22 protein-coding genes and 1 riboswitch are annotated in these 24104 nt (G+C 60.7%); of the genes, 17 read left to right on the forward strand and 5 right to left on the reverse strand.

Going from position 1 to position 24104, the window contains the following annotated elements; all coding sequences use genetic code 11:
- Positions 1-36: 36 nt before the first annotated feature.
- The 4 genes from MCRY_RS06075 to MCRY_RS06090 all read right to left on the reverse strand — a co-directional run bounded on the left by MCRY_RS06075 (position 37) and on the right by MCRY_RS06090 (position 4138).
- The gene (locus MCRY_RS06075; protein WP_085628597.1) at positions 37-480 is read right to left on the reverse strand and encodes an RbsD/FucU family protein; all 444 of its coding nucleotides are present in this window, start codon (positions 478-480) and stop codon (positions 37-39) included.
- Positions 481-546: 66 nt separating this feature from the next.
- On the reverse strand, positions 547-1587 hold the full coding sequence (locus MCRY_RS06080; RefSeq protein WP_085628598.1) for a substrate-binding domain-containing protein: 1041 nt from the start codon (positions 1585-1587) through the stop codon (positions 547-549).
- Between the two features lie 26 nt (positions 1588-1613).
- On the reverse strand, positions 1614-2624 hold the full coding sequence (locus MCRY_RS06085; RefSeq protein WP_085628599.1) for an ABC transporter permease: 1011 nt from the start codon (positions 2622-2624) through the stop codon (positions 1614-1616).
- The gene (locus MCRY_RS06090) at positions 2621-4138 is read right to left on the reverse strand and encodes a sugar ABC transporter ATP-binding protein (protein WP_171046083.1); all 1518 of its coding nucleotides are present in this window, start codon (positions 4136-4138) and stop codon (positions 2621-2623) included. Before MCRY_RS06090 ends, MCRY_RS06085 begins: the two co-directional genes overlap by 4 nt.
- A gap of 127 nt (positions 4139-4265) precedes the next feature.
- Here MCRY_RS06090 and mtnK point away from each other — a divergent pair, with 127 nt between their 5' ends.
- The 13 genes from mtnK to MCRY_RS06155 all read left to right on the forward strand — a co-directional run bounded on the left by mtnK (position 4266) and on the right by MCRY_RS06155 (position 19345).
- Positions 4266-5525, forward strand: coding sequence for an S-methyl-5-thioribose kinase (mtnK, locus tag MCRY_RS06095; RefSeq protein ID WP_085628600.1), 1260 nt, complete (start codon positions 4266-4268; stop codon positions 5523-5525).
- On the forward strand, positions 5522-6625 hold the full coding sequence (mtnA, locus tag MCRY_RS06100; RefSeq protein WP_085628601.1) for an S-methyl-5-thioribose-1-phosphate isomerase: 1104 nt from the start codon (positions 5522-5524) through the stop codon (positions 6623-6625). Before mtnK ends, mtnA begins: the two co-directional genes overlap by 4 nt.
- A gap of 9 nt (positions 6626-6634) precedes the next feature.
- Positions 6635-7642 carry a sugar-binding transcriptional regulator gene (locus MCRY_RS06105; RefSeq protein ID WP_085628602.1) on the forward strand — a complete coding sequence of 336 codons (1008 nt, stop codon included), beginning with the start codon at positions 6635-6637 and terminating at the stop codon, positions 7640-7642.
- Positions 7639-8319 carry a class II aldolase/adducin family protein gene (locus MCRY_RS06110; protein ID WP_085628603.1) on the forward strand — a complete coding sequence of 227 codons (681 nt, stop codon included), beginning with the start codon at positions 7639-7641 and terminating at the stop codon, positions 8317-8319. The genes MCRY_RS06105 and MCRY_RS06110 overlap by 4 nt, the downstream gene beginning before the upstream one ends.
- A 225-nt stretch (positions 8320-8544) precedes the next feature.
- Complete coding sequence (locus MCRY_RS06115) at positions 8545-9735, forward strand: FIST signal transduction protein (protein WP_171046084.1); 1191 nt, start codon at positions 8545-8547, stop codon at positions 9733-9735.
- A gap of 149 nt (positions 9736-9884) precedes the next feature.
- Entirely contained in the window at positions 9885-13847 is a 3963-nt protein-coding gene (locus tag MCRY_RS06120) for a PAS domain S-box protein (protein WP_085628605.1), read from the forward strand.
- 3 nt (positions 13848-13850) lie between these two features.
- Complete coding sequence (locus MCRY_RS06125; protein WP_085628606.1) at positions 13851-14465, forward strand: response regulator transcription factor; 615 nt, start codon at positions 13851-13853, stop codon at positions 14463-14465.
- A gap of 200 nt (positions 14466-14665) precedes the next feature.
- Positions 14666-14770, forward strand: a riboswitch (guanidine-I (ykkC/yxkD leader).
- 79 nt (positions 14771-14849) lie between these two features.
- Positions 14850-15896: a putative urea ABC transporter substrate-binding protein gene (locus tag MCRY_RS06130; RefSeq protein ID WP_085628607.1), complete on the forward strand. Its 1047-nt coding sequence runs from the start codon at positions 14850-14852 to the stop codon at positions 15894-15896.
- A gap of 38 nt (positions 15897-15934) precedes the next feature.
- Positions 15935-16747, forward strand: a complete 813-nt coding sequence (locus tag MCRY_RS06135) for an ABC transporter permease (RefSeq protein WP_085628608.1) — start codon at positions 15935-15937, stop codon at positions 16745-16747.
- Entirely contained in the window at positions 16744-17511 is a 768-nt protein-coding gene (locus MCRY_RS06140; protein WP_085628609.1) for an ABC transporter ATP-binding protein, read from the forward strand. The genes MCRY_RS06135 and MCRY_RS06140 overlap by 4 nt, the downstream gene beginning before the upstream one ends.
- Complete coding sequence (locus MCRY_RS06145) at positions 17492-18736, forward strand: agmatinase family protein (RefSeq protein ID WP_085628610.1); 1245 nt, start codon at positions 17492-17494, stop codon at positions 18734-18736. Before MCRY_RS06140 ends, MCRY_RS06145 begins: the two co-directional genes overlap by 20 nt.
- Positions 18726-19154: a hypothetical protein gene (locus MCRY_RS06150; protein WP_085628611.1), complete on the forward strand. Its 429-nt coding sequence runs from the start codon at positions 18726-18728 to the stop codon at positions 19152-19154. The genes MCRY_RS06145 and MCRY_RS06150 overlap by 11 nt, the downstream gene beginning before the upstream one ends.
- A complete protein-coding gene (locus MCRY_RS06155; RefSeq protein WP_085628612.1) occupies positions 19151-19345 on the forward strand; it encodes a hypothetical protein in 195 nt (64 codons plus the stop codon). The genes MCRY_RS06150 and MCRY_RS06155 overlap by 4 nt, the downstream gene beginning before the upstream one ends.
- Here MCRY_RS06155 and MCRY_RS06160 read toward each other — a convergent pair.
- Complete coding sequence (locus MCRY_RS06160; protein ID WP_171046085.1) at positions 19342-19851, reverse strand: MarR family winged helix-turn-helix transcriptional regulator; 510 nt, start codon at positions 19849-19851, stop codon at positions 19342-19344. The genes MCRY_RS06155 and MCRY_RS06160 overlap by 4 nt on opposite strands.
- A gap of 115 nt (positions 19852-19966) precedes the next feature.
- On the opposite strand from MCRY_RS06160, the gene MCRY_RS06165 reads away from it, so the two are divergent.
- The 4 genes from MCRY_RS06165 to hmgA are packed head-to-tail and all read left to right on the forward strand — an operon-like array spanning position 19967 to position 24102.
- Positions 19967-20911 (forward strand): MBL fold metallo-hydrolase, encoded by a 945-nt coding sequence (locus MCRY_RS06165; RefSeq protein WP_085628614.1) that lies wholly within the window; start codon positions 19967-19969, stop codon positions 20909-20911.
- A gap of 29 nt (positions 20912-20940) precedes the next feature.
- On the forward strand, positions 20941-22554 hold the full coding sequence (locus tag MCRY_RS06170; protein WP_085628615.1) for an FAD-dependent oxidoreductase: 1614 nt from the start codon (positions 20941-20943) through the stop codon (positions 22552-22554).
- Between the two features lie 4 nt (positions 22555-22558).
- Positions 22559-22753: a DUF2783 domain-containing protein gene (locus MCRY_RS06175; RefSeq protein ID WP_085628616.1), complete on the forward strand. Its 195-nt coding sequence runs from the start codon at positions 22559-22561 to the stop codon at positions 22751-22753.
- Positions 22753-24102: a homogentisate 1,2-dioxygenase gene (gene hmgA, locus MCRY_RS06180; protein WP_085628617.1), complete on the forward strand. Its 1350-nt coding sequence runs from the start codon at positions 22753-22755 to the stop codon at positions 24100-24102. The genes MCRY_RS06175 and hmgA overlap by 1 nt, the downstream gene beginning before the upstream one ends.
- Positions 24103-24104 lie beyond the last annotated feature (2 nt).

The following is a 24104-nucleotide window of genomic DNA, read 5'->3' on the forward strand; positions in this document are numbered from 1 at the left end:
CGGCCCTTTTTCATTCGGGGACGTGGTTTGAAATTCTCAGAACACAACGCCCTTGCGCAGGATGAAACAGCCAAATGGGCGGTCTTCGCTGCATTGAACCACAGCAAAACATATTGCGGCATGACGGTAGAACTCCTGCCGTCCGATGCTGGACAAAACACCACCTTCCGGCAGGCGCGGTGTCAGCACATCCCACACGGCCTGATGCACGTCGGATACCGTGTCGGGTGCGTTGTCGATCTCCATTCGAAGCGCGCAATAGCTGTGGAAACTGTCAAGCGGCATCACTTGTGTGATCAGGTCGACCACTGTTGCGGCGTCGTGGCCCGGATAGTGGATCACGTCCTTGACCAGACAACCCGCTGCGGACGTGGCCGAGGGGTAATTGCGATCAACCACCGCGATTTCGTCGCCATGCCCCATCCGAGCCAGCGTATAAAGCAGGTCGGGTGTCAGGCGGGGGTCCAATCCGATCAACATGGCAGGTGCTCCGGTCGAAAAAAGCAAAGCCCGACCCCAAGCTGGCAGGGGTTGGGCCTCGTTGTCTTAGCGTGGCGGCAGCGGCATCCAATCGGCCATCGCCACATCCGCATGCTGGAATTGCGGCATCTTGGAGCCGAGGTCTTCCATGTTGCGAATGTCGTTGTCGGTCAGGAATGACTGCGTGATCAATGTCGGCGGCACGATCACGGACGCCCCTGGATTTTCACCTGTCAGCATAAGCGCCAATGCGCGCACAGAGACTTCACCCACCACAGCCGGGTTGGTGGCCACGGTCGCTTTCCAACCACTGCCAGCTTCGCGCATGAGTGCGATGTCTGCGGTCGAGATATCGGCGGAATAGATGCTCAGATCGCCCCCGATGCCCAGCTCGTCTGCGGCGATCTTCACGCCTTTGGCGAATTCGTTATAGGGCGCGAAGAAGACCGAGATGTTCGGGTTGGCTTGCAAAGCTGCACGCGCCTGGTTGGCGTTCGCGTTTGCGATCGGGTTATCAAGCGTGCCGATACGCGCGGCCTCGGTGATACCGGAATTGGCGGCTTTCACCTCTTCCCAAGCGACATGGCGGCGATCCAGTGGGGCGATACCCGGAACGTAGACATACCCAGCGGCAAAGCTGTCACCGTTGTCGGCAATCGCCTGTTCCAGTGCCAATTTGCCCAGCAGGTAGTCGGACTGTTCGATCTGCGGAATGGCGTCGTTTTCGACATTCACGTCGAACGCGACAACTTTGATCCCGGCATCCACAGCACGCTGTGCCGCTTCACGCATGGATTCCGTCAGACCGTGCTGGATGATGATCCCGTCCACGCCCAAGGCGATGGCCTGATCCACCATGTCGGCCTGAAGGGCTGCGTCCTGACGGCTGTCGAGCACCCGCAGATTGACCCCAAGTGCTGCGGCTTGGGATTCAACTCCCGACAGGTAGGCTTGGAAAAAGTCACCCGTCGACAGGTATCGCACCAGCGCGATGGTCACGTCGCCGGGGTTGTCCAGTGGGGCGGGGGCGCTTTGCGCCGTGGCGGCACCCGCACCAAGCGCGAGGCTGGCCGCGCTCGCAAGGGCCATGAAGTGACGTCTCAGCATGATGATATCCTCCCTATCGCTGATTGTCAGTGTCCTGTGCCGCTGCGACGCGACGACAGGTAGAACGTAAACACAAGGGCCGCGACCAGAACCGCGCCCTTGACGAAATCTTGCGTGTAGTAAGGCGCATTCATCATGGTCATCCCTTGCAGCAGGATGCCGACGAACAGTGCGCCGATGGCTGTCCCAAATGCGTTCGGGCGGGCGGCGCCCAGCACCGCAAAGCCGATCAGTGCTGCTGCGACCGAGTCCAGCAACAGGTTGTTGCCACTCGCGATGTCGCCGCGTCCCAGACGGGCCGCCAGCAGAATACCCCCGATGGACGCGGTCACGCCCGAGATCATGTAGGCGGCTATCTTGTAGCGGTTGACCGGAGTACCCACGAGCGCGGCTGCGCGTTCGTTCGACCCGATGGCATACATCAGCCGTCCATGTCGGGTGAAGCCAAGGAACAGCCAGATCAGCACCGCGATGCCGATGAAGATCACCACGGGCATGGGCAACAGACGTTCGATCACCACATCGAACCGATGGCGGCCCAGCCAAAGGAAGGCGGCCGAGAACGTGCCTTCGGCCACGGTGCCATCGGTCAGCGTCATGCCCGTTGCAATGGAATTGCCCTGCGTCGGGATGCGCTGCAGGCCGATCAGCAGGAACATCATCCCCAAAGTGGCCAGCAGGTCCGGCACGCGGAATTTCACGATCAACAGCCCGTTGATCAGCCCCACCAGCGCACCCATGCCCAGACACAGGAACACTGCCACGACAGTCGGGTGTTCAAGGATCACCATCGAATAGGCCGACAGCATCAATGCCGATGTCGCCACCGCGCCAATGGACAGATCGAAGCCGCCCACCACAAGCGTACAGGTCACGCCCAAGGCCAGAATACCGGTGATCGCCACGGATTGCAGGACAAACGCCGCCGATAGCGGGCCGAAGAACCCGGGGGCCGCGATGCTGAAATAGACGATCAGCCCGAAAAGCAGGATCAAAAAGCCATAGCGAATGGCAAAGTCGAGAAGTCGGTCGTTCATGGATGTGTGCCTGTTGCGGTCGATTGGGCCCCCGAGATATCCGCGACGAGTGCTCCGAGGTCGACATTCTGGTTCTTGTGTTCGCCAACGATGGCGCCTTCGTTCATCACGACAATCCGGTCCGCGATCTCGAGCGCTTCGTCGATCTCGGCCAGAAAGACGAGGGTTGCCCTGCCTTTGGCCGTGGCGCGAATGTGCCGCCCGATGTCGCGCCGCGCGCCGATGTCGACGCCTTGGAACGGCTCATCGAGAAGAAGCACCTTTGCCGGTTCCAGCAGCCAACGGGCGATCATCACTTTCTGCTGGTTGCCGCCCGACAGAGTGCCGATCCCGTCAGTGACTGATTGGCAAACGATGCCGAGCTGGCTGACCATCTCTTGTGCACGGGTTTTCTGGCGGCTTGCCTTGAGGAACGATCCGACGCTCAGACCTTTAAGAAAGGGCAGGGTCATGTTGTCAGCGATGTCGAAGGCCGGGATTACCGCATTTGTACCCCTGTCCTTGGGCGACATGAACACGCCCTGTGCTACCGCATCTTCGACCGAGCTTGGCGTGTATACTGTGCCGTTGATGCGGACGCCGCCGCTGGCAGGGTGGGCCATGCCGTAAAGGATCTCCGCCAATCGGCTTTTGCCGCTGCCCAATAGACCGACAAGCGCCACCACCTCGCCATCGCGTGCCTGCAGGTTGATCGGCGCGGCCCCTTGCGTAAGCCGCAGATCCGCAAGTTCCAGTACCGGCACCGAGCCGCTTTGCACGGTCACATCCACCTCGGTCATGCGGTGCCCCAGCATAGCCGTCACGGCGGCTTCGTAGTCCAAAGGTTCTGTGTCGAACGTGCCCGAAATCGCGCCGTCGCGCATAACGATGATCCGATCCGCGATGCGGCGAATGTCGGACATGCGGTGCGAAATATAAAGGATCGCCACGCCTTGTTCGCGCAGCCGGTCGATGAGCGCGAACAACCGGTCCGCCTCGGTGGCAGAGAGCGACGATGTCGGCTCATCTAGGATCAGCACCTTGGGCGCGCGGGCCATGGCGCGGGCGATGGCGATCATCTGGCGATCCGCCACCGACAGGTCCGACACGCGCGCGCGTAGGTTCACCTCGATGCCCATTTCGGCGGCGACCTTGGCGGCCTCGGCGCGCAGATGCCGTTCGCGTACAAAAAGCCCGTGGCTGCGTTCGACCAAACGGTCCAGCATCAGGTTGTTGGCCACGTCCAGATCGGGAATCACGCCGTCGTCGATAGATTGGTGAACAGTGACCACACCCTGCCGGATCGCGTCGGCTGCATCGGCAGGGTCGAAGGGCTGACCAGCAAGGGTCATGCTGCCACCATCGGCGCGGTGATGGCCGCAGATCACCTTGACCAGCGTGGATTTGCCCGCACCGTTGGCCCCCATGAGCACGGTCACGGACCCCGGTTCCATGGTCACGTCAATCCCGCGCAATACATAGTTTTTTCCGAACGATTTTTGCAAACCGTTCACTTTGAGCGCATCAACAGCCACTCGGTTCCTCCCCTGATGTTGCGACGGTAGGCGGGGGGGGATACATTTGTCAAATGATTTGACATAAGTGTAAATTGAAGGCTACGCACTGAGAGAATGTGCATTAGAGGAAACGGGGAGGTCACCCATGAGCGCAGGCACAACGTATGAAGCGCTGAGCGTGGAGACATTGCCGGAGCGTCTGAAAGACGTCGCTGCGTTGGCGTCAAAGGTTGGCGCGGACAGCGCGACATGGCAGGTGCAAGAGGTCGGCGACGGGAACCTGAACCTTGTGTTCATCGTGACCGGGCCCGCGGGCAAGGCAATTGTAAAGCAGGCGCTGCCCTATGTCCGTCTGGTTGGGGACAGCTGGCCGCTACCGCTATACCGCGCGTTCTATGAATACCACGCGCTGACCCGGCAGGCGGCACGTGATCCCGGTTCTGTGCCTGAAATTTTCCATTTCGATGAGACGCAGGCACTGATCGTGATGGAGTTCCTGTCGCCGCACCTGATCCTGCGCCGCAAGTTGATTGCGGGTGAACGGGTCGACGGGCTGGCGGACTTCCTTGGCAAGTTCTGCGCTCGGACTGCGTTTCGCGGGTCCGAATTGTCGATGAAGAGCGGTGACAAGAAAGCCGATGTCGGCTTGTTCGCGGGGAATGTCGATATCCCGGCGATCACCGAAGCACTGGTTTTCACTGATCCTTATTTCATCGCTGAGATGAACCACCACACAGAGGGCCTTGATCCCGTAGTTGCAAATCTGCGCTCTGATGTAGAGCTCAAGGTGAAAGTGCAGCAGGCCTTGCAGCGGTTTGTGTCCAACACCGAAACTATGGTGCATGGCGATTTGCATTCCGGCTCCATCATGTCGACCGAGGATGACAGCCGTGTGATCGACCCGGAGTTTGCCCAATACGGCCCCATGGGGTTCGATATCGGGATGCTGTGTGCGAATTTCCTGATGGCCTATTTCAGCCAGCCCGCCCATCGGGGCGACGATCTGGACGTCTATCAGGAATGGATTCTGGGCGTGATCGAAGAGGTCTGCACGTCGTTTGAGGTCGAGTTCCGCCACCTATGGGCAACTGAGCGGACGGGCATCTTGTACCCCTCCAGCCTGTTCGAGGATCAGGGCCAAGACAGCGCCCCCGCCTGCGGTGCGGTTCTCGCGGGCCTCTGGCGCGACGCATGGGCGTTCTGTGGCATCGAAATGCACCGCCGGTGCCTGTCGCTCGCCCACAATGCAGACTTCGAAGATATTGCCGACCCGGCTGTGCGGGCGCCTTTGGAAGCGCGCAACCTCCTGATGGGGGCGGAACTGATCCACAAGGCCGAACGGCTGGCCAATGCCAGCGCGGTCTGCGCCATTGCGCGGGGCTTCAACGGAAAGGACGTCCTATGAAGATCGACGGAACACATTACCGTTCGCTGTGGTGGAACCACGATAATAACGTTCTCGAGATCATCGACCAACGCTGGTTGCCGCATGAGTTCCGGGTGATCCCGGTGGTGACCATGCAGGACTATGCGGATGCGATCTACGAGATGCGCGTTCGCGGCGCGCCATTGATCGGGGCCACGGCGGCTTACGGGATGGCCTTGGCGATGGCAGAGGATGCGTCCGATGCCAACATGGATGCGGCTTGGACGTTTCTGGAAAAGACCCGACCCACGGCGATCAACCTGCGCTGGGCCTTGGACCGCTGCCGCGTTGCGTTGCGCCCCTTGGCGGAAGGTGATCGTGCCGTGGCGGCCTTGGCGCTGGCGCATGAGATCGCGGATGAGGACGTGGAGATCAACCGCCGGATCGGGGAAAACGGCCTTGCCATCATCCGTGAGATTGCGGCCAAGAAACCGGCAGGAGAGCCGGTGCGCCTGCTCACCCATTGCAACGCGGGATGGCTGGCGACGGTGGACTGGGGTACGGCGACCAGCCCGATGTATCAGGCGCATGATGCAGGTATCGCCCTGCATGTCTGGGTCGATGAAACCCGGCCCCGCAATCAGGGCGCGCTGACCTCGTGGGAGTTGGGCAAGCACGGCGTGCCGCACACCTATATCACTGACAATGCTGGCGGGCATCTGATGCAACACGGCATGGTCGACATGGTGATCACCGGCACCGACCGCACCACCCGGCAGGGCGATGTCTGCAACAAGATCGGCACGTATCTCAAGGCTCTTGCAGCGCATGACAACAATGTGCCGTTCTACGTGGCGCTGCCATCACCGACCATCGACTGGACCGTGACGGATGGCGTGGCCGAGATCCCCATCGAAGAGCGCAACGCGCGGGAAGTGACCCATGTGCAGGGTGTTTTGGACGGTGGCGGGATCGGCATGGTTCAGGTCACCCCCGAAGGCACACCCGGCGGCAATCCGGCCTTTGACGTGACGCCGAATCGTCTGGTGACAGGGCTGATCACCGAACGTGGGGTCTGCGAGGCGTCGGCCGATGGGCTTGCGGGGCTTTTCCCCGAATTCGCCCGCGCGGCCGAGTAGGGCACCCGGATGCCGGCCACCCCGCTTGGCAAAATGCGCATGGCGTCGGTTGAGGCCGCACGGATGCCGGCACGGGACGACGCGCCCTATATCGAGGCGGCTTGGCTCTATTACCATGATGGCCTGAACCAGAACGACATCGCCGAACGCATGCGGATCAGCCGCGCGTCCGTGGTCAATTACCTCAACGAGGCGCGCAACCGGGGCTGGGTGCGGGTGCATATGGACAGCGATGTGTTCAAGGGGCACCGGCTGGCCGAGGAACTCTGCGCCGCCTACGGGCTGACCGAAGCGATGGTTGTACCGGACGATCCGGTAGACCCGGTGGGCGCGGCTGCGAGCATCGCACGCGTGACACGGGCGGCGGCGGATTGGTTGCCGCGCCTGTTGGAACCGGGCGACCGGCTGGGCGTGTCTTGGGGGGCTACGGTCTACCAGATGGCACAGCAGGTGCCGAACACACCAATGTCGGACCTGTCCGTGATCCAGCTTTTGGGGTCACGGCCCGCCGCGTTGGGTTTTGCCGCCGAGGCCTGTACGGCGATCCTTGCGCAGCGGTTGGGTGGCGAATGTATCAACTTCCACGCGCCGTTGGTCTTGTCGAACAAGGCGCTGCGCGATGCGTTGTGTGATGAACCGGTGGTGCGCGACCAGCTCGATGCGCTGGCGACCTGCAACAAGACGGTGCTGGCCTGTGGCACCTGCGATGCTGACGCTCATGTCGTGCGCAGCGGTATTCTTTCACCCGAAGAGATCGCGGAATATCGTGCCAAAGGGGCTGTCGGCGTGATCTGTGGCCGACTGATCGACGGGCAGGGCAGACCTGTCGTATCGGCGGTGGAAGAGCGGATGATCGGCGTGTCGCTTGACCAGATGCGCGGCAAGGACATGGCGTTGCTGGTGGCTGCGGGTCCCGGCCGGGCGCTTCCGGCGCGCGCCGCGATGAAGGGTGGTTTTGTAACCCATCTGGCGACCAGCACGCGGGTTGCGGAAGAACTTTTGGAGATGACCTCATGACGCCTGCCGCGCCTTTGCCGGACAGCACCGAAACACGACAGGCGTTGATCGACGCGTGCCTGTGGATGAACGAACGGCATATCAATCAGGGCACGTCGGGCAATATCTCGGCCCGGACCCAGACGGGTATCCTGATCACGCCGTCCGGTGTGCCATACGAAGACCTGACACCTGATCTGATGGTGACGATCCCCATCGAGGGTCATCCCGCAGGGACCGAGTTGAAGCCGTCTTCGGAATGGCCGTTTCACCAAGCCCTGCATCAAACGCGTCCGGATATGCCGGTCGTGTTGCATGCGCATCCGCCCTATTGCAGTGTTCTTGCCGTGCAACGCCGCGCCATCCCGGCCTGCCACTACATGATTGCTGCTTTTGGCGGAAACAGCGTGCCGTTGGCCGATTACGCCCTGTTCGGAAGCCCCGAGCTATGTGCCAACATGGCCAAGATCATGACGGATCGGCATGGGTGTCTCATGGCCAACCACGGTGCCACGGTTCTGGGCGAGAGCATCGACAAGGCGCGGTGGCGGTTGGAGGAGTTGGAAACCCTTGCACGGACTTACCTGTTCAGCAGCATTGGTGGCGCGCCGCATATCCTTTCAGATGCCGAGATTGCCGAGGTTCTTGTTGCGTTTCAGAGTTACGGACTGCGCGCTGTCGAGGACACCAAGGGCTGACGGGAACAAGGCCGCGTTCGGGTGGTGCTGCTGACCGGAGTCACCCCCTTTCAGACAGAGGCATGCCCTTTCGCACATGCGTCCACGCTTGCGGCCTATTAACGCTCTCTATAGAATTTGGACGCTGCATTTAGAACTTTGAGTTTATGCTTTTGTGCAATGGTGCTCTCGCCGGATTTGGCTAGAGTTCACACTTTCGACAAATGCTCTCAAAGGGACGAGATAATGCGCTTTTTTTCTGCTCAGTCGACAGCCGGGACCGTGTCCGGAGGTGTCGCTGAGATTGCCGCCCAGATTGAAAGCTGCGGTTTTGGAACCCCTGATTTCGTAGCCCTGCATTTTGGCGTGGGTCTGGATGCGGCAGAGCTTCACGATGCGGCGCGATCCTCACTTGGTGTCACGGCGCTGCATGGTGGATCGTCATGTCTGGGCATCATGGGGGCTGCCGGGGTCGATATCGGTGGGGCCGGTTTGGGGGCCTTTGCCATTTGGGACGCCAAGGGAAGCTTTGGAACCAGCTCGGTCGATCTGGGCGACAATGCCGAAGCGGCAGCACAAAGGGCTGGGCTTGCCGCGTTGGAGCACGCCGGTCGTCCCGGAGAAATCCCGGAAATGGTCTGGATCACTGTGGCGCCCGGCTGCGAAGAACAGGTGATCGCTGGCTTGCGGTCTGTTGTCGGTGCCGACACGCTGATCGTCGGCGGCAGTTCCGCAGACAATGACGTGAGCGGAAAGTGGGCGCAGTTCGGCCCTGATGCGCTGCACTCGAATGGCTTGGTCATAACGGTTCTTTTCCCGTCTGTTCCCGTCGCGTCGGTCTATCAAAGTGGCTATGCGCCGACAGGGGCCAGCGGTGTTGTCACCCGCGTTGAGGGGCGCCGCGTGTTCGAGATCGACAATCGGCCTGCGTCCGAGGTTCTGCACGACTGGAGCGGTGGCGCTGTGTCTCTGGCCGATGAAGAACCGCATTCGATCTTGGCCGAGGCAACGCTTTGGCCGCTTGGTCGGGTGACCCGGCAGGTTGCCGGGGTTCCGTTTCACCTGCTGGCGCATCCCGCTGTGGCCCATACAGATGGTGCGATTGATCTGTTTGCCTCGGTGTTCGAAGGCGACCGCCTGTGGCAGATGCAAGGGTCTGCCGACAGTCTTGTCGCGCGAGCAGGCCGTGTCGCAGCACAATCCAGACAGAATGCTGGAAACCAGATTTCTGGGGCGCTTGTGGTCTATTGCGGCGGCTGCATGCTGGCGGTCCGCGACCGCATGGAAGAAGTCTCGGCCGGGATCAAGGCCGAGCTGGGTGACATTCCTTGGTTGGGCGTTTTCACGTTCGGAGAGCAGGGGGCACCGGCTGGGGACGTCGCGAAACACGGCAACCTGATGATTTCCTGCACAGTGTTCAGTGCCGATGACGTGTGATAATCAATGACAACCCCGAGCGGTCGCGATGTCGATGGCCGGGGAATGTTCTTAGAGCAAGTCGGAATCGAAGATTCTTGCTCTTTGGGTTCGAGTTTTGTGGGGTGGTTGAGAAAAACGATTAATGCGGTGACACACGGACCCGAGGCATGAGTGGCGAAACCCAAGACCACATGATTTCGAAAAACCTCTACGAGAGCGAAAAGCAGGCGCGGCTTGACGCCGAAAAGCTCTTGGAGGCCAAGAACCAAGAAATCCAGGACATGAACAACCGCCTCATGGCCGAAGCCGAGGCGGTGCGGTCTGCCCTTGCCGACACAGAGGCGGTGCGCCTGCGCGAGACTGTGGCGCTCAAGGAACGCCTGATCCTGTCCGAAGCGCTCAAGGCACTGACGGGCAAGTCCGGTGCGGACGAGGCGATGCAGGCGCTGCTTGATGTGTTGAAACGCGACATCGGCGGACGGGACTGCTTTTTTGTGCAGGCTGAAGGCGACCATACGATCGTTTCGGTCTGTGCCGACCGGACCCATCACGGGCATGCCTTGCCTTTGCCCGCTGCATTGATCGACAGACCGCGGCGGATCGCCAAGTTGCCGTCGTTGATCGAGGGCTTTAGCTGGCCCGGCGATGTGGAAGAGCCAGCCTCCACGATGATCGTGCCGCTTGAGCTTCGGGACGAAAAGCCCGGTGCAATTGTTCTTGGGTGCAAGCTTGCGGACCGGTACTCTTCCGGCGATTTCAGAACGCTGGAACAGGTGGCGAAACTGGCCGCGCAAGCGCTGCTGGCACTGCGCGCGGCACGGCGCAACGAATTGCTGCTGGCGCTGATCGAAGGCAAACCGCTCGAACATTCCGAGGCGGTGCTCGATGCGCCACTCGAAGCGGTACATAATGCCTTTTCCCGCCTGACAGAGATGCAGGGGCAGGTGGTCGGCATCCTTGACGATTTGCTTGGGTCACCTTTGCACGCGATCGACAACGCGATCGACAAGGCGCTGGCCCGCATGGGCGCACTGACCGATACAGACAGAGTGTATGTGTTTCGCCTCAGGCCCGAGGGCGATTTCATCGACAACACACATGAATGGTGCGCATCGGGGATCGAACCGGCACGGGATATTCTTCAGAACATCCCGGCGGACATGATCGACCACTGGCGTGCTGCCTTCGATGCTGGCGACGATATTCTGATACCGGATGTTGTGGCCATGCCCGACGATGCGCCGGAAAAGGAATTGTTGACCGAGCAGGGTATTCGGTCGTTGCTTGCGGTGCCGATGGTCGAGCACGGCATATTTCGCGGTTTTGTCGGGTTTGATGCGGTCCGTGCTTTGCGCACCTTCCTGCCGGGCGAGGTGTACCTGATCCGATCCATCGCGAAAGTGATCGTGTCGGTTCTGGCCCGGCGGGATGCCGAGGAAAAGCTGGTCAGGGCCCATGCTGAAACGGTGTCGCAGCGCACGCGACTTGAAGCGGTCCTTTCGGCGATGCCGGACCTGATCGTCGAGCTTGATCGCGAGGGACGGTTTGTTTCATGGCATTCGGGTGCCATTGTGATCCCTGCAGACACTTTTGCAGCATTCGTGAACCGCAAGTTAGAGCAACGACTGGAGCCGGAACTGGCGCGCAGCTTGCGAAGCAAACTCGAAGAGCTTGATGCAGGCGCGCGCATGGTCAGTCACACCTTCGAGATCCAAGGCGACGTACCTCTTGTGGGTTGGTGGCAGATGACTGCCTCTGCCATCGGAGATCAGGGGTATCTTCTGGCATTGCGGGATATCTCCGAAGACCGCCAGAAGGCTGCGGAAATCGAGCGCCTGTCGGAAATTGCCCGGCGCACGACGAACCTTGTTGTCCTGACCGATGCCCAAAGACGCATCGAATGGGTCAACACCGCGTTTGAGCGAACAACAGGTTACAAGCTGCAAGATGTCGTGGGTCGCAACCCCGGTACGTTCTTGCAATCCGAGAATACCGACCAGGCGACAGTTGCAAAGATACGCGCCGCCCTGAACAAGGGCGAGCCGGTTCAGGTGGAACTGCTGAACAAATCACGCAGCGGTCGGGAATACTGGCTGTCGATCGACATTCAGCCTTTGCATGACGAAAGCGGTGCGGTTGAACGTTACCTGGCGGTCGAGGTCGATATAACCCACCAGCGCGAACAGGCCGAGTCGTTGCGTCGGGCGGCGGCAGAAGCTGCTGCGGCGCGCGCCAATCTTGAAAAGGCGGTCGAAGCCTTGCGGGATGCGTTTGTGCTTTACGACGCCGATGATCGGCTTGTGATCTGCAACAGCCGGTTTCGACAGATCTATGCGCTTTCCGCTCCTGCGATTGTGGCCGGGGCAAGTTTCGAAAGCATCATGCGATACGGTCTTGAGGTTGGCCAATTCCCCGATGCCATCGGGCACGAGGCTGAATGGCTTGCCGACCGTTTGGCCCAGCACAGCGAACCGAACCGCGAGTTCGAACAATTGCTGCCAGATGGAACATGGCTGCGGGTGTTCGAAAAGGCCATGCCGGACGGCGGCCGTGTGGAACTGCGCGTCGATATCACCGAACTCAAACTGTCCGAGCAGCGCGCCCTTGCGGATCGGGCCGCCGCCATGGAAGCCAGTCTGGACGGGATCGCCATCACCGATGCCGATGGCATCTTCACCTACACCAACCGCGCGCATTTCGAGATGTTCGGTTACGCGACCGAAGCCGATTTTGTGGGGCAGCATTGGTCCAAACTCTATCGTCCCGACGAGGTTGAATGGTTACAAGCCAACGCCATGCCGGCCATTGAGCGGGATGGCGGCTGGTCCGGTGAAATCCTTGGTTTGGCTAAAGACGGAAGCCCCGTCGATCAGGACGTGTCATTGACGGTGAACGAAGATGGCGGATTGCTTTGCATCACGCGGGATATCTCTGCGCGGCGGTTTGAACGGGCCGAACGGGAACGTCTGCTGAATGAATTGCAACTGGCGCAACGCCGCGAGATGATCGGCCAGATGGCGGCCGGACTGGCACATGATTTCAATAATCTGCTTGCCATTATATCGGGTGGGGCGTCGCTCATCATCGAAGCGACCGAAGATGAAAGCCCGACGGCAATCGGTGCATCGCGGATCCTTGCGGCGTCCGATCAGGCGGCGGGATTGGTCAAGCGACTGTTGACGCTGGGCGCACGTCAATCCGAACGCGTCAATCTTGATCTTCGGCGTCCGGTTCAGGAAGCGGCGGAGCTGGTGCGATCAAGCCTGCGTGCGCCCGCGCGCCTGTCTTTGACCGTGCCGCCCGATCCTGTCGACGCCTTGGCCGATCCTACGGACGTTCTGCAACTGTTGCTCAATCTTGCGATCAATGCGCGCGATGCTTTGGGCGGGGCGCCGGGCACGATTGCCATCCGGCTTGCCCCTGTAGAACGCGGTTCGAACCCGGTCTCGATGACCGTTGGCCGGATCGACCCGGCGCGACGCTATGCGTGCCTCACGGTCGAAGATGACGGTCCCGGCATGCCGCCCGACGTCGCCGAGCGGATACTCACCCCCTATTTCAGCACCAAGGGCGACATGGGCACCGGGCTTGGTCTTGCCGTGGTGTCATCGGTGATCGAGGACAATGGCGGTGCGATGCGGCTCACCACCAAGCCGGGCGAGGGCACGAGGTTCGAAGTGTATTGGCCAGTGGACGCAGTGGTCACGGCCAAGACCTCGTCCGCCTCGGTAAAAGACGCGACTGGGCGACTTGACGGGCAGATGATCCTTGTCGTCGACGATCAGCCAGAAGTGCTGGATGTCATCACCGCCTATCTCGAAGCTGCGGGCGCCGAAGTTGCCGCCACAACCGATCCGTTCGATATTCTTGATGCGTTGCGCGAAGAGCCGGACACCTGGGATTTGCTTGTGACGGATTTCGACATGCCGTCCATGAACGGGGCGCAACTGGCAGAAACCGCGAAAGAGGTCGCGCCGGGATTGCCGATTGTCCTTGTTACCGCCTTGGCGGGAGAAGCCGGACGGTCTGGTGCATTGTTCGACGGTGTCTTGCCCAAACCGATCGACCGCCATTCGCTTGTGCTGCAATGTGAATTGGCTCTAATGTCCGCCATCGGCCAGCAAGAGTAAGGCATGCGGGTTCTAATTGCAGACGATCAGGAGATGTTGCGCGAGCTTTTCGATGCGATGCTGTCCCGCGATGGGGTCGCGGTGTCACTTGCCGACTGTCTCGACGCTGCGCTGGCCGTCGTTGAGGACAACGTGGCGTTCGATCTCATCCTTCTTGATTACAATATGCCCGGCATGAACGGGGTGGACGGCATCCGCCGGACCCTCGAGCAAGGCAAAGGTGCGCCTGTCGCCCTGATGTCGGGCAACCTGCCGCAACATGTCGTGCGTGACGCGCTGCAAGCCGGTGCGGTTGGTTTCCTTCCCAAAAAGCTGCCGCCGAAAAGCTATCTTGAGGCCATTCGCGCCATGGCAGCCGGTCAAACCGTCAACTTGCTGGACGACCGACCCGGCGACACTGCCTCCGAGCCACCAGCCTCCGGGGGTCAGGTTTTGACGTCTCGCGAAGCACTGGTGCTCAAACATCTTGCCAACGGGAAGCCGGCGGCAGAAATCGCGGCGGAATTGGATCTTAAAAGCGTGACCGTGAATTTTGTCGTCAAAACGCTGTGCCGCAAATTCGATGTCGCGACCGTGGATGACGCCGTCGCCCATGCAAGAAAAGCTGGCTTGCTGTAAGTCAGCATAAAGCCGACCCCCGTCATACCTGCAGGGCAACACCTTCGGCCATCTTCCCGTTTGCGTCATAATCTTCCTTGTTTGCGGTGTTTTTGATCACGGACTGAACAGCGCGCTCAATCAATGGGCAGAGGGCTGCATTCCGGTGGCGCATCTGTTTCAGCTCTTGTCCGATTAAACCGTCATGGGGTTCGGTGAAGGTGCAGGATGTCTAGGGTTCCGCGTCGCACGCACGGTCTGGTCCGAGAGATATCGCTGTTCGGTCAATCCCGAACAGTACACGGCGGGGCAAAATCCCGGGAGGCTACTGCGCTGGTTTGACCCGCGCTCCGACGATGCCCTCCACGCGGTCAATCCATTGTGAAAACCTGATGGGGACCGAAAATGAACAAGCTTGTAACCACAACTGCCCTTGCTCTTTGCCTTGCGACCGGTGCTGTCGCGCAAGAGAAAACTGATTTCCGCGTCGCGTGGTCGATCTATGTCGGCTGGATGCCGTGGGGCTATCTTGAAGACAGCGGCATCATGGACAAATGGGCCGACAAATACGGCATCGATGTCGAGATCGTGCAGATCAACGACTATATCGAGTCGATCAACCAATACACCGCTGGTCAATTCGATGGCGTGTCCGCCACCAACATGGACACGCTTTCCATTCCGTCGGGCGGGGGTGTCGATACGACCGCGTTGATCGTCGGCGACTATTCCAACGGCAATGATTCGGTAATCCTCAAGGGCGAGGGCGATCTGGCCACGCTTGCGGGCAAGCCGGTGAACCTCGTGGAGTTGTCCGTGTCGCATTATCTGCTGGCGCGGGGGCTGGACAGCGTGGGCCTGTCCGAAGCCGATCTGGCCGGGGTCATCAACACCTCGGACGCCGACATGATCGCGGCCTTCGCCACCAGCGATGTCGAAGCAGTGGTCACATGGAACCCGCTGGTGTCGTCCATTCTGGAAACTCCGGGGGCCAACGCGGTCTTCGACAGCTCGGATATTCCCGGCGAGATCATCGACCTGATGGTGGTGCACACTGAAACGCTGGAGGCCAACCCGGATTTCGGCAAGGCGCTTGTGGGCGCATGGTACGAAGTCATGGGCCTGATGGCTGCAGGTGACGAGGCTGTGCTGACCGCTATGGCGGACGCATCGGGAACCGATCTGGCAGGCTACAAAGCGCAGCTGGACTCCACCGAGATGTTCTACGATCCCGCCGCCGCCGTCGCCTTCACCGAAAGCGCAGAGCTGCCACAGACCATGGTCAATGTCGCAGAGTTCCTCTTTGACAAGGGAATCCTTGGCGAAGGTGCACCGTCGGCGGATTTCGTCGGCGTCGCTTATCCGGACGGAACGGTCACGGGGGACGCCAACAACGTGCGCTTCCGCTTTGATACGACCTACATGCAAATGGCCGCCGACGGCAGCCTCTAAGGATAAGCCGTCACGCTGCGCGTGGCGGCATCTCTCCGATGCGTCTGATCAACATAAAACCCGGCCCTGCGCTCGCGCTGTTTCTTGTCCTGCTGCCCTTTGCAGCGGTGCTGGTCGCTTATGCCGTGGGCTCCGACATCCGCCTGACGGCAAACCCGTCGGACAAGCTCTTGCCTGCGCCCGGCACGGTGGGCGACACGATGATGCGGCTGCTCACCGAAGGTGACAGGCGCACGGGCCGTATCCTCTTCTGGTACGACACATGGGCCAGCCTGCAACGGCTGTGGCTGGGCATCGCGATCTCGGCCAGTGTCGGGTTGGTGTTCGGACTGCTGATTGGCCTTTTTCCGCTGATGCGCAGCCTTCTGGCGCAATTCGTGGCGGTGCTGTCGATGATCCCGCCGCTGGCTCTTTTGCCGATCCTGTTCATCGTGTTCGGGCTGGGTGAGTTGTCCAAGGTTGTGCTGATTGTCGTCGGCACCCTGCCATTCATCATCCGCGACCTGAGCCAGCGCACCTACGAGATTCCGCAGGAATTGCTGGTCAAAGCACAGACATTGGGCGCCTCAAGCTGGGTCATCGCGATCCGCGTGGCGCTGCCGCAGGTGATGCCGCGGCTCATTCAGGCGGTGCGCCTGTCTCTGGGTCCGGCATGGCTGTTCCTGATCGCCGCCGAGGCCATAGCGGCGGATCTCGGGCTGGGTTACCGCATCTTTCTGGTGCGCCGCTACCTCGCGATGGATGTGATCCTGACCTATGTGATCTGGATCACCATACTCGCCTTTGCGATGGACTGGCTGCTGCGCTGGGCCTCACGCCGCTTTTACCCCTGGGCGGAGGAGGGCTTGTGAGCTTTGTCACCGTCCGCGACCTGTTCCAGACCTATGGCAACCGTCCAATCATCGAACGGGTGAACGTCGACGTGGCCGAGGGCGAATTCATCTCGATCGTTGGCGCGTCGGGTTGCGGCAAATCCACCTTCCTGCGGTTGCTGTTGGCGCAGGAACGACCCACCCGTGGCGAGATCCGCATCGACGGCGCAGAGCCTGCCCGCGAACCGGGGCTGGACCGGGGCATCGTGTTCCAGCGCTATTCGGTGTTCCCGCACATGACCGTGCGCGACAACATCGTGGCAGGCGAAAGCTTTCGCGCCGGCTGGGGTCGGTTCTTTGGCGATGCCGCCAAGGCGGCCCGTGACCGTGCGGATCAGACATTGGCGCGGATCGGTCTGGATCATGTCGCGGACAATTACCCGGCCACCCTGTCGGGCGGTATGCAGCAGCGTCTTGCCATTGCGCAGGCGCTTGCGGCGAAACCCCGTGTCCTGCTGCTCGATGAACCGTTCGGCGCGCTCGACCCCGGCACGCGACTGTCGATGCACGACTTCCTCCAAGACTTGCGCGCCGAGACAGGCATGACCGTGTTCATGGTGACCCACGACCTCGAAGAGGCGTTCAAGCTGGGCGACCGCGTTCTGGTCTTCGACAAGCCGCGCTGGGATCCGCACGATCCGTCCCGCTACGGCGCGACCATCACCTACGATTTCGATGCCCGCGATGGCGGCATCCCGTTCCAGACCCTGAAGGAGAACATCCATGTTCCAGAGCCGCACTGACCGGTCCCGGTCGCACCACCCAGCGGATCACCGCCGCACCGAGGCGCGCCACCACCACCCCGACCTGACCAAGCTGCGCGGCTGGAAGGCGATGCATGACGAGGCGGGCATCCCCGGCAGCGGTTGGGAACAGGAGCGCAAATGGGCGCTGCGCATGGGGCTGACGGGTGCCGACAGCATCGAGGACAAATCCATCCCCACCTTTGCACGCGGGGAGCTGCCGCATTACGCGGGGATCAACACCTTTCTCAAAGCGCCTTACGCCGAGGACGTGACCGAGGTGGGCGATTACGACGCCACCGTGCTTGGCATCCCTTTTGACGGCGGCACGACCTACCGCGCGGGCACACGGTTCGGCCCGCAGGGTGTGCGCAAGATCAGCGCGCTCTATACGCCCTACAACTATGAAATGGCGGTAGATCTGCGCGAGCAAATGACCCTCTGCGATGCGGGGGACGTGTTCACGATCCCGGCCAATATCGAAAAGACCTTTGACCAGATCAGCCGCGCGGTCAGCCATGTGGCCTCATCAGGCAGCCTGCCCATCATGATCGGGGGCGATCACTCCATCGGCTTTCCCTGCGTGCGCGGCATTGCGGAGTGCACCTCCAAGAAGATCGGCATCGTGCATTTCGACCGCCACGCCGACATTCAGGAAAAGGACCTTGATGAGCGGATGCACACCACCCCGTGGTTCCATTCGACGAACCTGCCCAACGTGCCGGCCAAGAACCTTGTTCAGGTCGGCATCGGTGGCTGGCAGGTGCCCCGCGAGGCGGTGAAGGTGGCGCGCGAACGCGAGACCAACATCATCACCATGGGCGACATGGAGAAAATGGGCGTCGACCGCACAGCCGAGATGGCGCTGGAAATGGCATGGGACGGGGTCGACATGGTCTACATGTCCTTCGACATCGACAGCATCGATTGCGGGTTCGTGCCCGGCACCGGCTGGCCCGAACCCGGTGGTTTTCTGCCGCGCGAGGCGCTGGCACTGGCCTCCAAAGTCGCGGCTGAGGGCATATGCGGCATGGAACTGGTCGAGGTAGCACCGCCCTACGACCAGTCCGAGATCACCGCCCTGATGGGCACCCGCGTCATCGTCGACGTGCTGGGCAGCCTTGTCGCGTCCGGCAATATGGGCAAGCACAAGCGCCATATCGACAAGCCCGTGACGATCCCGCATGGCGAATTCGAAGGAAAGCGGTGGTCCAATGCCACATGATATCGTGAACGGCCATATCGGCCACAACCACAGCCACGGCGACCACCTGCACAGCCACATGCCCGATGCCGACCGGGCCGAGGAATTGCAGGTGCTGACCGCGCAATTCATCGACGGCTTTGTCAGCGCCAAGGACAAGATGTCCTATCTGCGGCTGGCCGGTGTGCCGCTGGAAATCGCGGCACCGGATGGCGGGCCATCGATGAAGCTGGTGGATGTGCAACTGACTACTGAATGGCAGGTCGGCACGGCGTCGCCCTCGTTCGGATCGCAGGAACTGTCCTATCTGCCCTATCCCGGTGACATGGTAACAGAGCGGACGAATATGGGGTTTGTCTATGTGTCTCTGCGGGCAAAACAGGTTAACGATCTACGCGACTTCCTCAAACACCATCCTGCCGCGCGGGACGTGACATGAAGGCTTGGGCGGTTTTGCTGGCGCTTGTCGCCACCCCGGCCGCCGCGCATCACGATGTGGTTATGGTTGCCTCTACGCTGCCTTTGTTGGGCGGCGTGGCGGCAATCGTGTCCGCGATGCTGCTGGGTTTGCGCAGAAAGCTGGGCAAGCGCGCGGATCGGGCATCAAAGGGCCGTCGAAACGCGCGTTAAACCGGCGACGGCATCATCTTGGCATCACGATCAAGGTCCATCACCGTTCTGGGCTTCGCCTCTGGGTCGTCGTCCAGAACGGCATGCATACGCTCCATCACGCGGAAAAACGTGGCGAGGTCTTCGGCGCTGACCGCACCGGTCAGGTGCCCTTCGATCTGCGTGGCGGCTGGGATGATGTCGGCCAAAGCCCTGCGCCCGGCATCGGTTAACGAGATTGCCACAAGACGACCGTCTCCTTCGCCTTGGGTCTTTTGAACCAGCCCCTCTGCCTCGAGCCGTGACACCGCGCGACTGACCCGTGGCTTTTCCAGATTGACGCAATTGTGGATGTCGCGCACCGACACCGCGCCACAGCGCAAAAGATGCACCATCACCCGCCATTCTGCGACAGCCAATCCATGGGTGCGCCCATATTCCACTGAAAGCCGTCGGCTGACCCGTTCCGACAAGACCGCCAGCCGGTAGGGCAGGAACGAAGACAGGTGAAAATCGTCAGGCGTCATGGAGTGATCCAAACTCGTTGCATTTGAAATGATATTGACTTTGGTTGCTTTTGCAACGACGAATGACATGCCCTGAGATGACATGGGCTGAGGCACGATAGGGAGACGCGCACACATGGCTTTTGCATCGCAGGGTGACACCGCTGAAAAGCAGATTTCCTTTACCGAGATTGGCGATGGTCTTTATGCCTTCACCGCCGAAGGAGATCCGAATTCCGGCGTCATCATTGGCGATGACAGCGTCATGATCGTCGAAGCACAGGCCACGCCGCGTCTGGCGCAAAAGGTGATCGACTGCGTGCGCGGCGTCACCGACAAGCCGATTTCCCATGTCGTGCTGACCCATTACCACGCGGTGCGCGTGCTTGGGGCCAGTGCCTTTGGCGCTGAACAGGTCATCATGTCCGACGCCGCACGCGGGATGGTTATGGAACGCGGGCAAGAAGACTGGGACAGCGAGTTCCAACGCTTTCCGCGCCTCTTCGAAGGCCATGAAAGCATCCCCGGCCTGACATTTCCCACCACCACCTTCAGCGACAGCATGACGGTTTATCTGGGCCAGCGGAAGGTCGAGATCAAACAGATCGGCCGTGCGCATACTGCAGGCGACAGCGTGATCTGGGTCCCCGACAGTCAGACCATGTTCACCGGCGACATCGTCGAATACCACTCCGCCTGTTATTGCGGCGATGGTCATTTCGAGGAGTGGGGCGGCACTTTGGACGCCGTCAAAGCCTATGATCCGCAGAGCATCGCACCGGGGCGCGGTGACGCTCTGGTCGGTCGCGATATGGTGGATGCCGCACTCGCCAACACGCGTGATTTCGTCGACAGCACCTACAACGCGGTCAAACCGATTGCCGCGAAGGGTGGCAGCCTCAAAGACGCGTGGGACGCGGTGCGCGCCGCCTGCGATCCGAAATTCAAGGACTACGCGATCTACGAACATTGCCTGCCGTTCAACGTGGCCCGCGCCTATGACGAAGCGCGCGGGATCGTGCATCCGCGCATCTGGACGGCGGAACGCGACCTTGAGATGTGGGCGCAACTGCAGGGCTAAAGGCTGACTGAAGGGGGAGGAGACCCATCATGCCGCTCGATGACCGCTACCAACTGGCGTTCAAGCTGTACCCGTACGAACGCAGCACCGATCAGGATGCGTCTGCTCCGGTTCGGCATCCGGTGGTTGTTGTTGGTGGAGGGCCCATTGGGGTGGCCACCGCATTGGACCTTGGCCTTCAGGGTATCCCAGTTGTGCTCCTGGACGACCACGAAGGCGTCGGGCAGGGGTCTCGGGCCATCTGTTTTGCGAAACGTACGCTTGAGATCACCCATCGGTACGGGTGCGGTCAGCCGATGCTCGACAAGGGTGTGATCTGGAACCTCGGCAAGGTGTTCCATGACGACCGGCAGGTGTTTGAATTCAACCTGTTGCCAGAGCAGGGTCACCGCTATCCGGCCTTCATCAACCTGCAACAGCCCTATTTCGAACGGTTCCTTGTGGATCGGGTTCGCACCGCGCAAGCCCAAGGCGCGCCGATTGAACTGCGCGGCAAGAACCGGGTGGACGCTGTCGATGTGCTGGATGATCACGTCATTCTCGATATTTCTACTCCCGATGGACCATATCGGATCGAAGCCGATTGGCTGATCGGATGCGATGGGGCATCCAGCCCTTTGCGCAAGATGATGGGTCTCGATTTCGAAGGCCGGGTGTTCGAGGACAATTTCCTGATCGCCGACATCACGATGAAGGCGGACTTCCCAACCGAACGCTGGTTCTGGTTCGAGCCACATTTCAAATCCGGCGACAGCGCGCTTTTGCACAAACAGCCGGACGGCGTGTGGCGGATCGACTTCCAGCTCGGCTGGGACATCGATCGCACCGAAGAGCTGAAAGAGGAAAATGTCCGCCGCCGTCTTGATGCGATGCTTGGCCCTGATGTGGAATACGAACTGGTCTGGACCTCGATCTACCGGTTCCAGTGCCGCCGGATGAAAACCTTTCGCCAAGGCCGGGTGATCTTTGCCGGCGATGCGGCGCATCAGGTCTCGCCCTTCGGGGCGCGTGGGGCCAATTCCGGCATTCAGGACGTGGACAATCTGGGTTGGAAGCTCGGTCTGGTCCTGAACGGCACCGCATCCGAAAGCCTCTTGGACAGCTATGATGTCGAGCGACGGTACGGCGCGGACGAGAATATCCTCAACTCCTCGCGGTCGACCGACTTCATCACCCCGAAATCCAAGATCAGCCATGTGTTCCGCAACGCGGTGCTGGACCTCGCCGAACATCACCCTTTTGCACGTCCACTGGTCAATTCCGGTCGCCTGTCCGTGCCGTGTGTCTACGACGGCTTGCCGCTGAACACGCCCGATGCTTTGCCAAATGGACCCGCCCGCACGCGACCCGGCGCACCGTGTCCGGATGCACCTTTGGAACAGGGGTTTCTGCTGGATCATCTTGGCGGGGATTTCGTGCTGCTTGGGGTCGGCGTCGATGTGCCGGATACGATTTCGGCCCACGGGCTTGTCCTGCGCGGCCTCACTGTACCTGCGTCAGGTGACATCAGGGACCGCTATCTGGGCGAAGCCCCAGGTGCCGTCTACCTGATCCGGCCCGACCAGCATGTCGCCGCGCGTTGGCCCGCCTTTGACGCCACTTCGGTGCCCAAGGCTGTGGCCCGCGCCATCGGAAAGGACTGACGCGATGGCGCTCAACACCGCTCCCAACATCCCCGATCCAGATGGGTTCTATGCCGAGTTGCTGAACGCCCATGACGGGCTGAGCGACGATGACAGCATTGCGCTTAACGCTCGTCTGCTCCTGATCCTTGCCAACCATATCGGCGACCGCGCGGTGCTGACCGAAGCGCTGGCCGCCGCCTCGAAAGGAGACACGTGATGAATGCTCCGCACAGCTCTGGCCTGATTCAAGCCAAAGGCACCCTGACGGAACCGGGATACATGCCCGGCTGGGCCAATGACTTTGAGACCGAAGCGCTGCCCGACGCCCTTCCGCGCGGCATGAACAGCCCGCAGAAATGCAATTACGGCCTTTACGGCGAACAACTCTCGGGCACCGCGTTTACCGCCAATCCGCCCGAACGCACATGGTCCTACCGCATTCGACCGTCCGTGAAACACTCGGCGCGATATACGCGGATTGATCTGCCATACTGGAAAAGCGCGCCCAATGTGGTGGAGGACGTGACCTCGCTGGGCCAGTATCGCTGGGATCCGGTGCCGCATAGCGATGCGCCGCTCACATGGCTGACAGGCATGCGCACCATGACGACGGCGGGGGATGTGAACACGCAGGTCGGTATGGCCAGCCATATCTACCTTGTCACCGAAAGCATGAAGGACGCCTATTTCTTCAGCGCCGACAGCGAGTTGCTGGTCGTTCCTCAGGAAGGCCGCCTGCGCTTTGCCACCGAGTTGGGCATCATCGACGTCGAACCCAAGGAAATCGCCATCATCCCGCGCGGACTGGTTTACCGTGTGGAAGTTCTGGACGGTCCGTGTCGGGGCTTTGTCTGTGAGAATTATGGCCAGAAATTCGAACTGCCCGCCCGGGGGCCGATTGGGGCCAATTGCATGGCCAACCCGCGCGACTTCAAAGTGCCCGTCGCCGCTTTCGAGGACCGCGAGGTGCCCTCGACCCTCACCGTCAAATGGTGCGGGCAGTTTCATGAGACGCAGATCGGGCAAAGCCCGCTCGATGTGGTGGCGTGGCACGGCAACTACGCGCCCTACAAGTATGATTTACGGACTTATTGTCCGGTTGGTGCGATCCTGTTCGACCATCCCGATCCGTCGATCTTTACCGTTCTCACCGCGCCTTCGGGTGTGCCGGGAACGGCGAATATCGACTTTGTGCTGTTCCGCGAACGCTGGCTGGTGGCGGAAAACACGTTCCGTCCGCCGTGGTATCACAAGAACATCATGTCCGAACTCATGGGCAACATCTACGGCCAGTACGACGCCAAACCGCAGGGCTTTGTTCCCGGTGGGATGAGCCTGCATAACATGATGCTGCCGCATGGGCCGGATCGCGAGGCGTTCGAAAAGGCGTCGAACGCCAACCTTGGCGCTGATAAGCTGGACCGCACCATGTCCTTCATGTTTGAGACGAGATTTCCCCAGCATCTAACTGAATTTGCGGGAAAAGAAGCGCCCTTGCAGGATGATTACATCGACTGCTGGGACAGCTTGGAGAAGAAGTTCGACGGCACACCGGGAAAGAAATAACT

This window comes from Marivita cryptomonadis (assembly GCF_002115725.1).
Taxonomy (GTDB): Bacteria; Pseudomonadota; Alphaproteobacteria; order Rhodobacterales; family Rhodobacteraceae; genus Marivita; species Marivita cryptomonadis.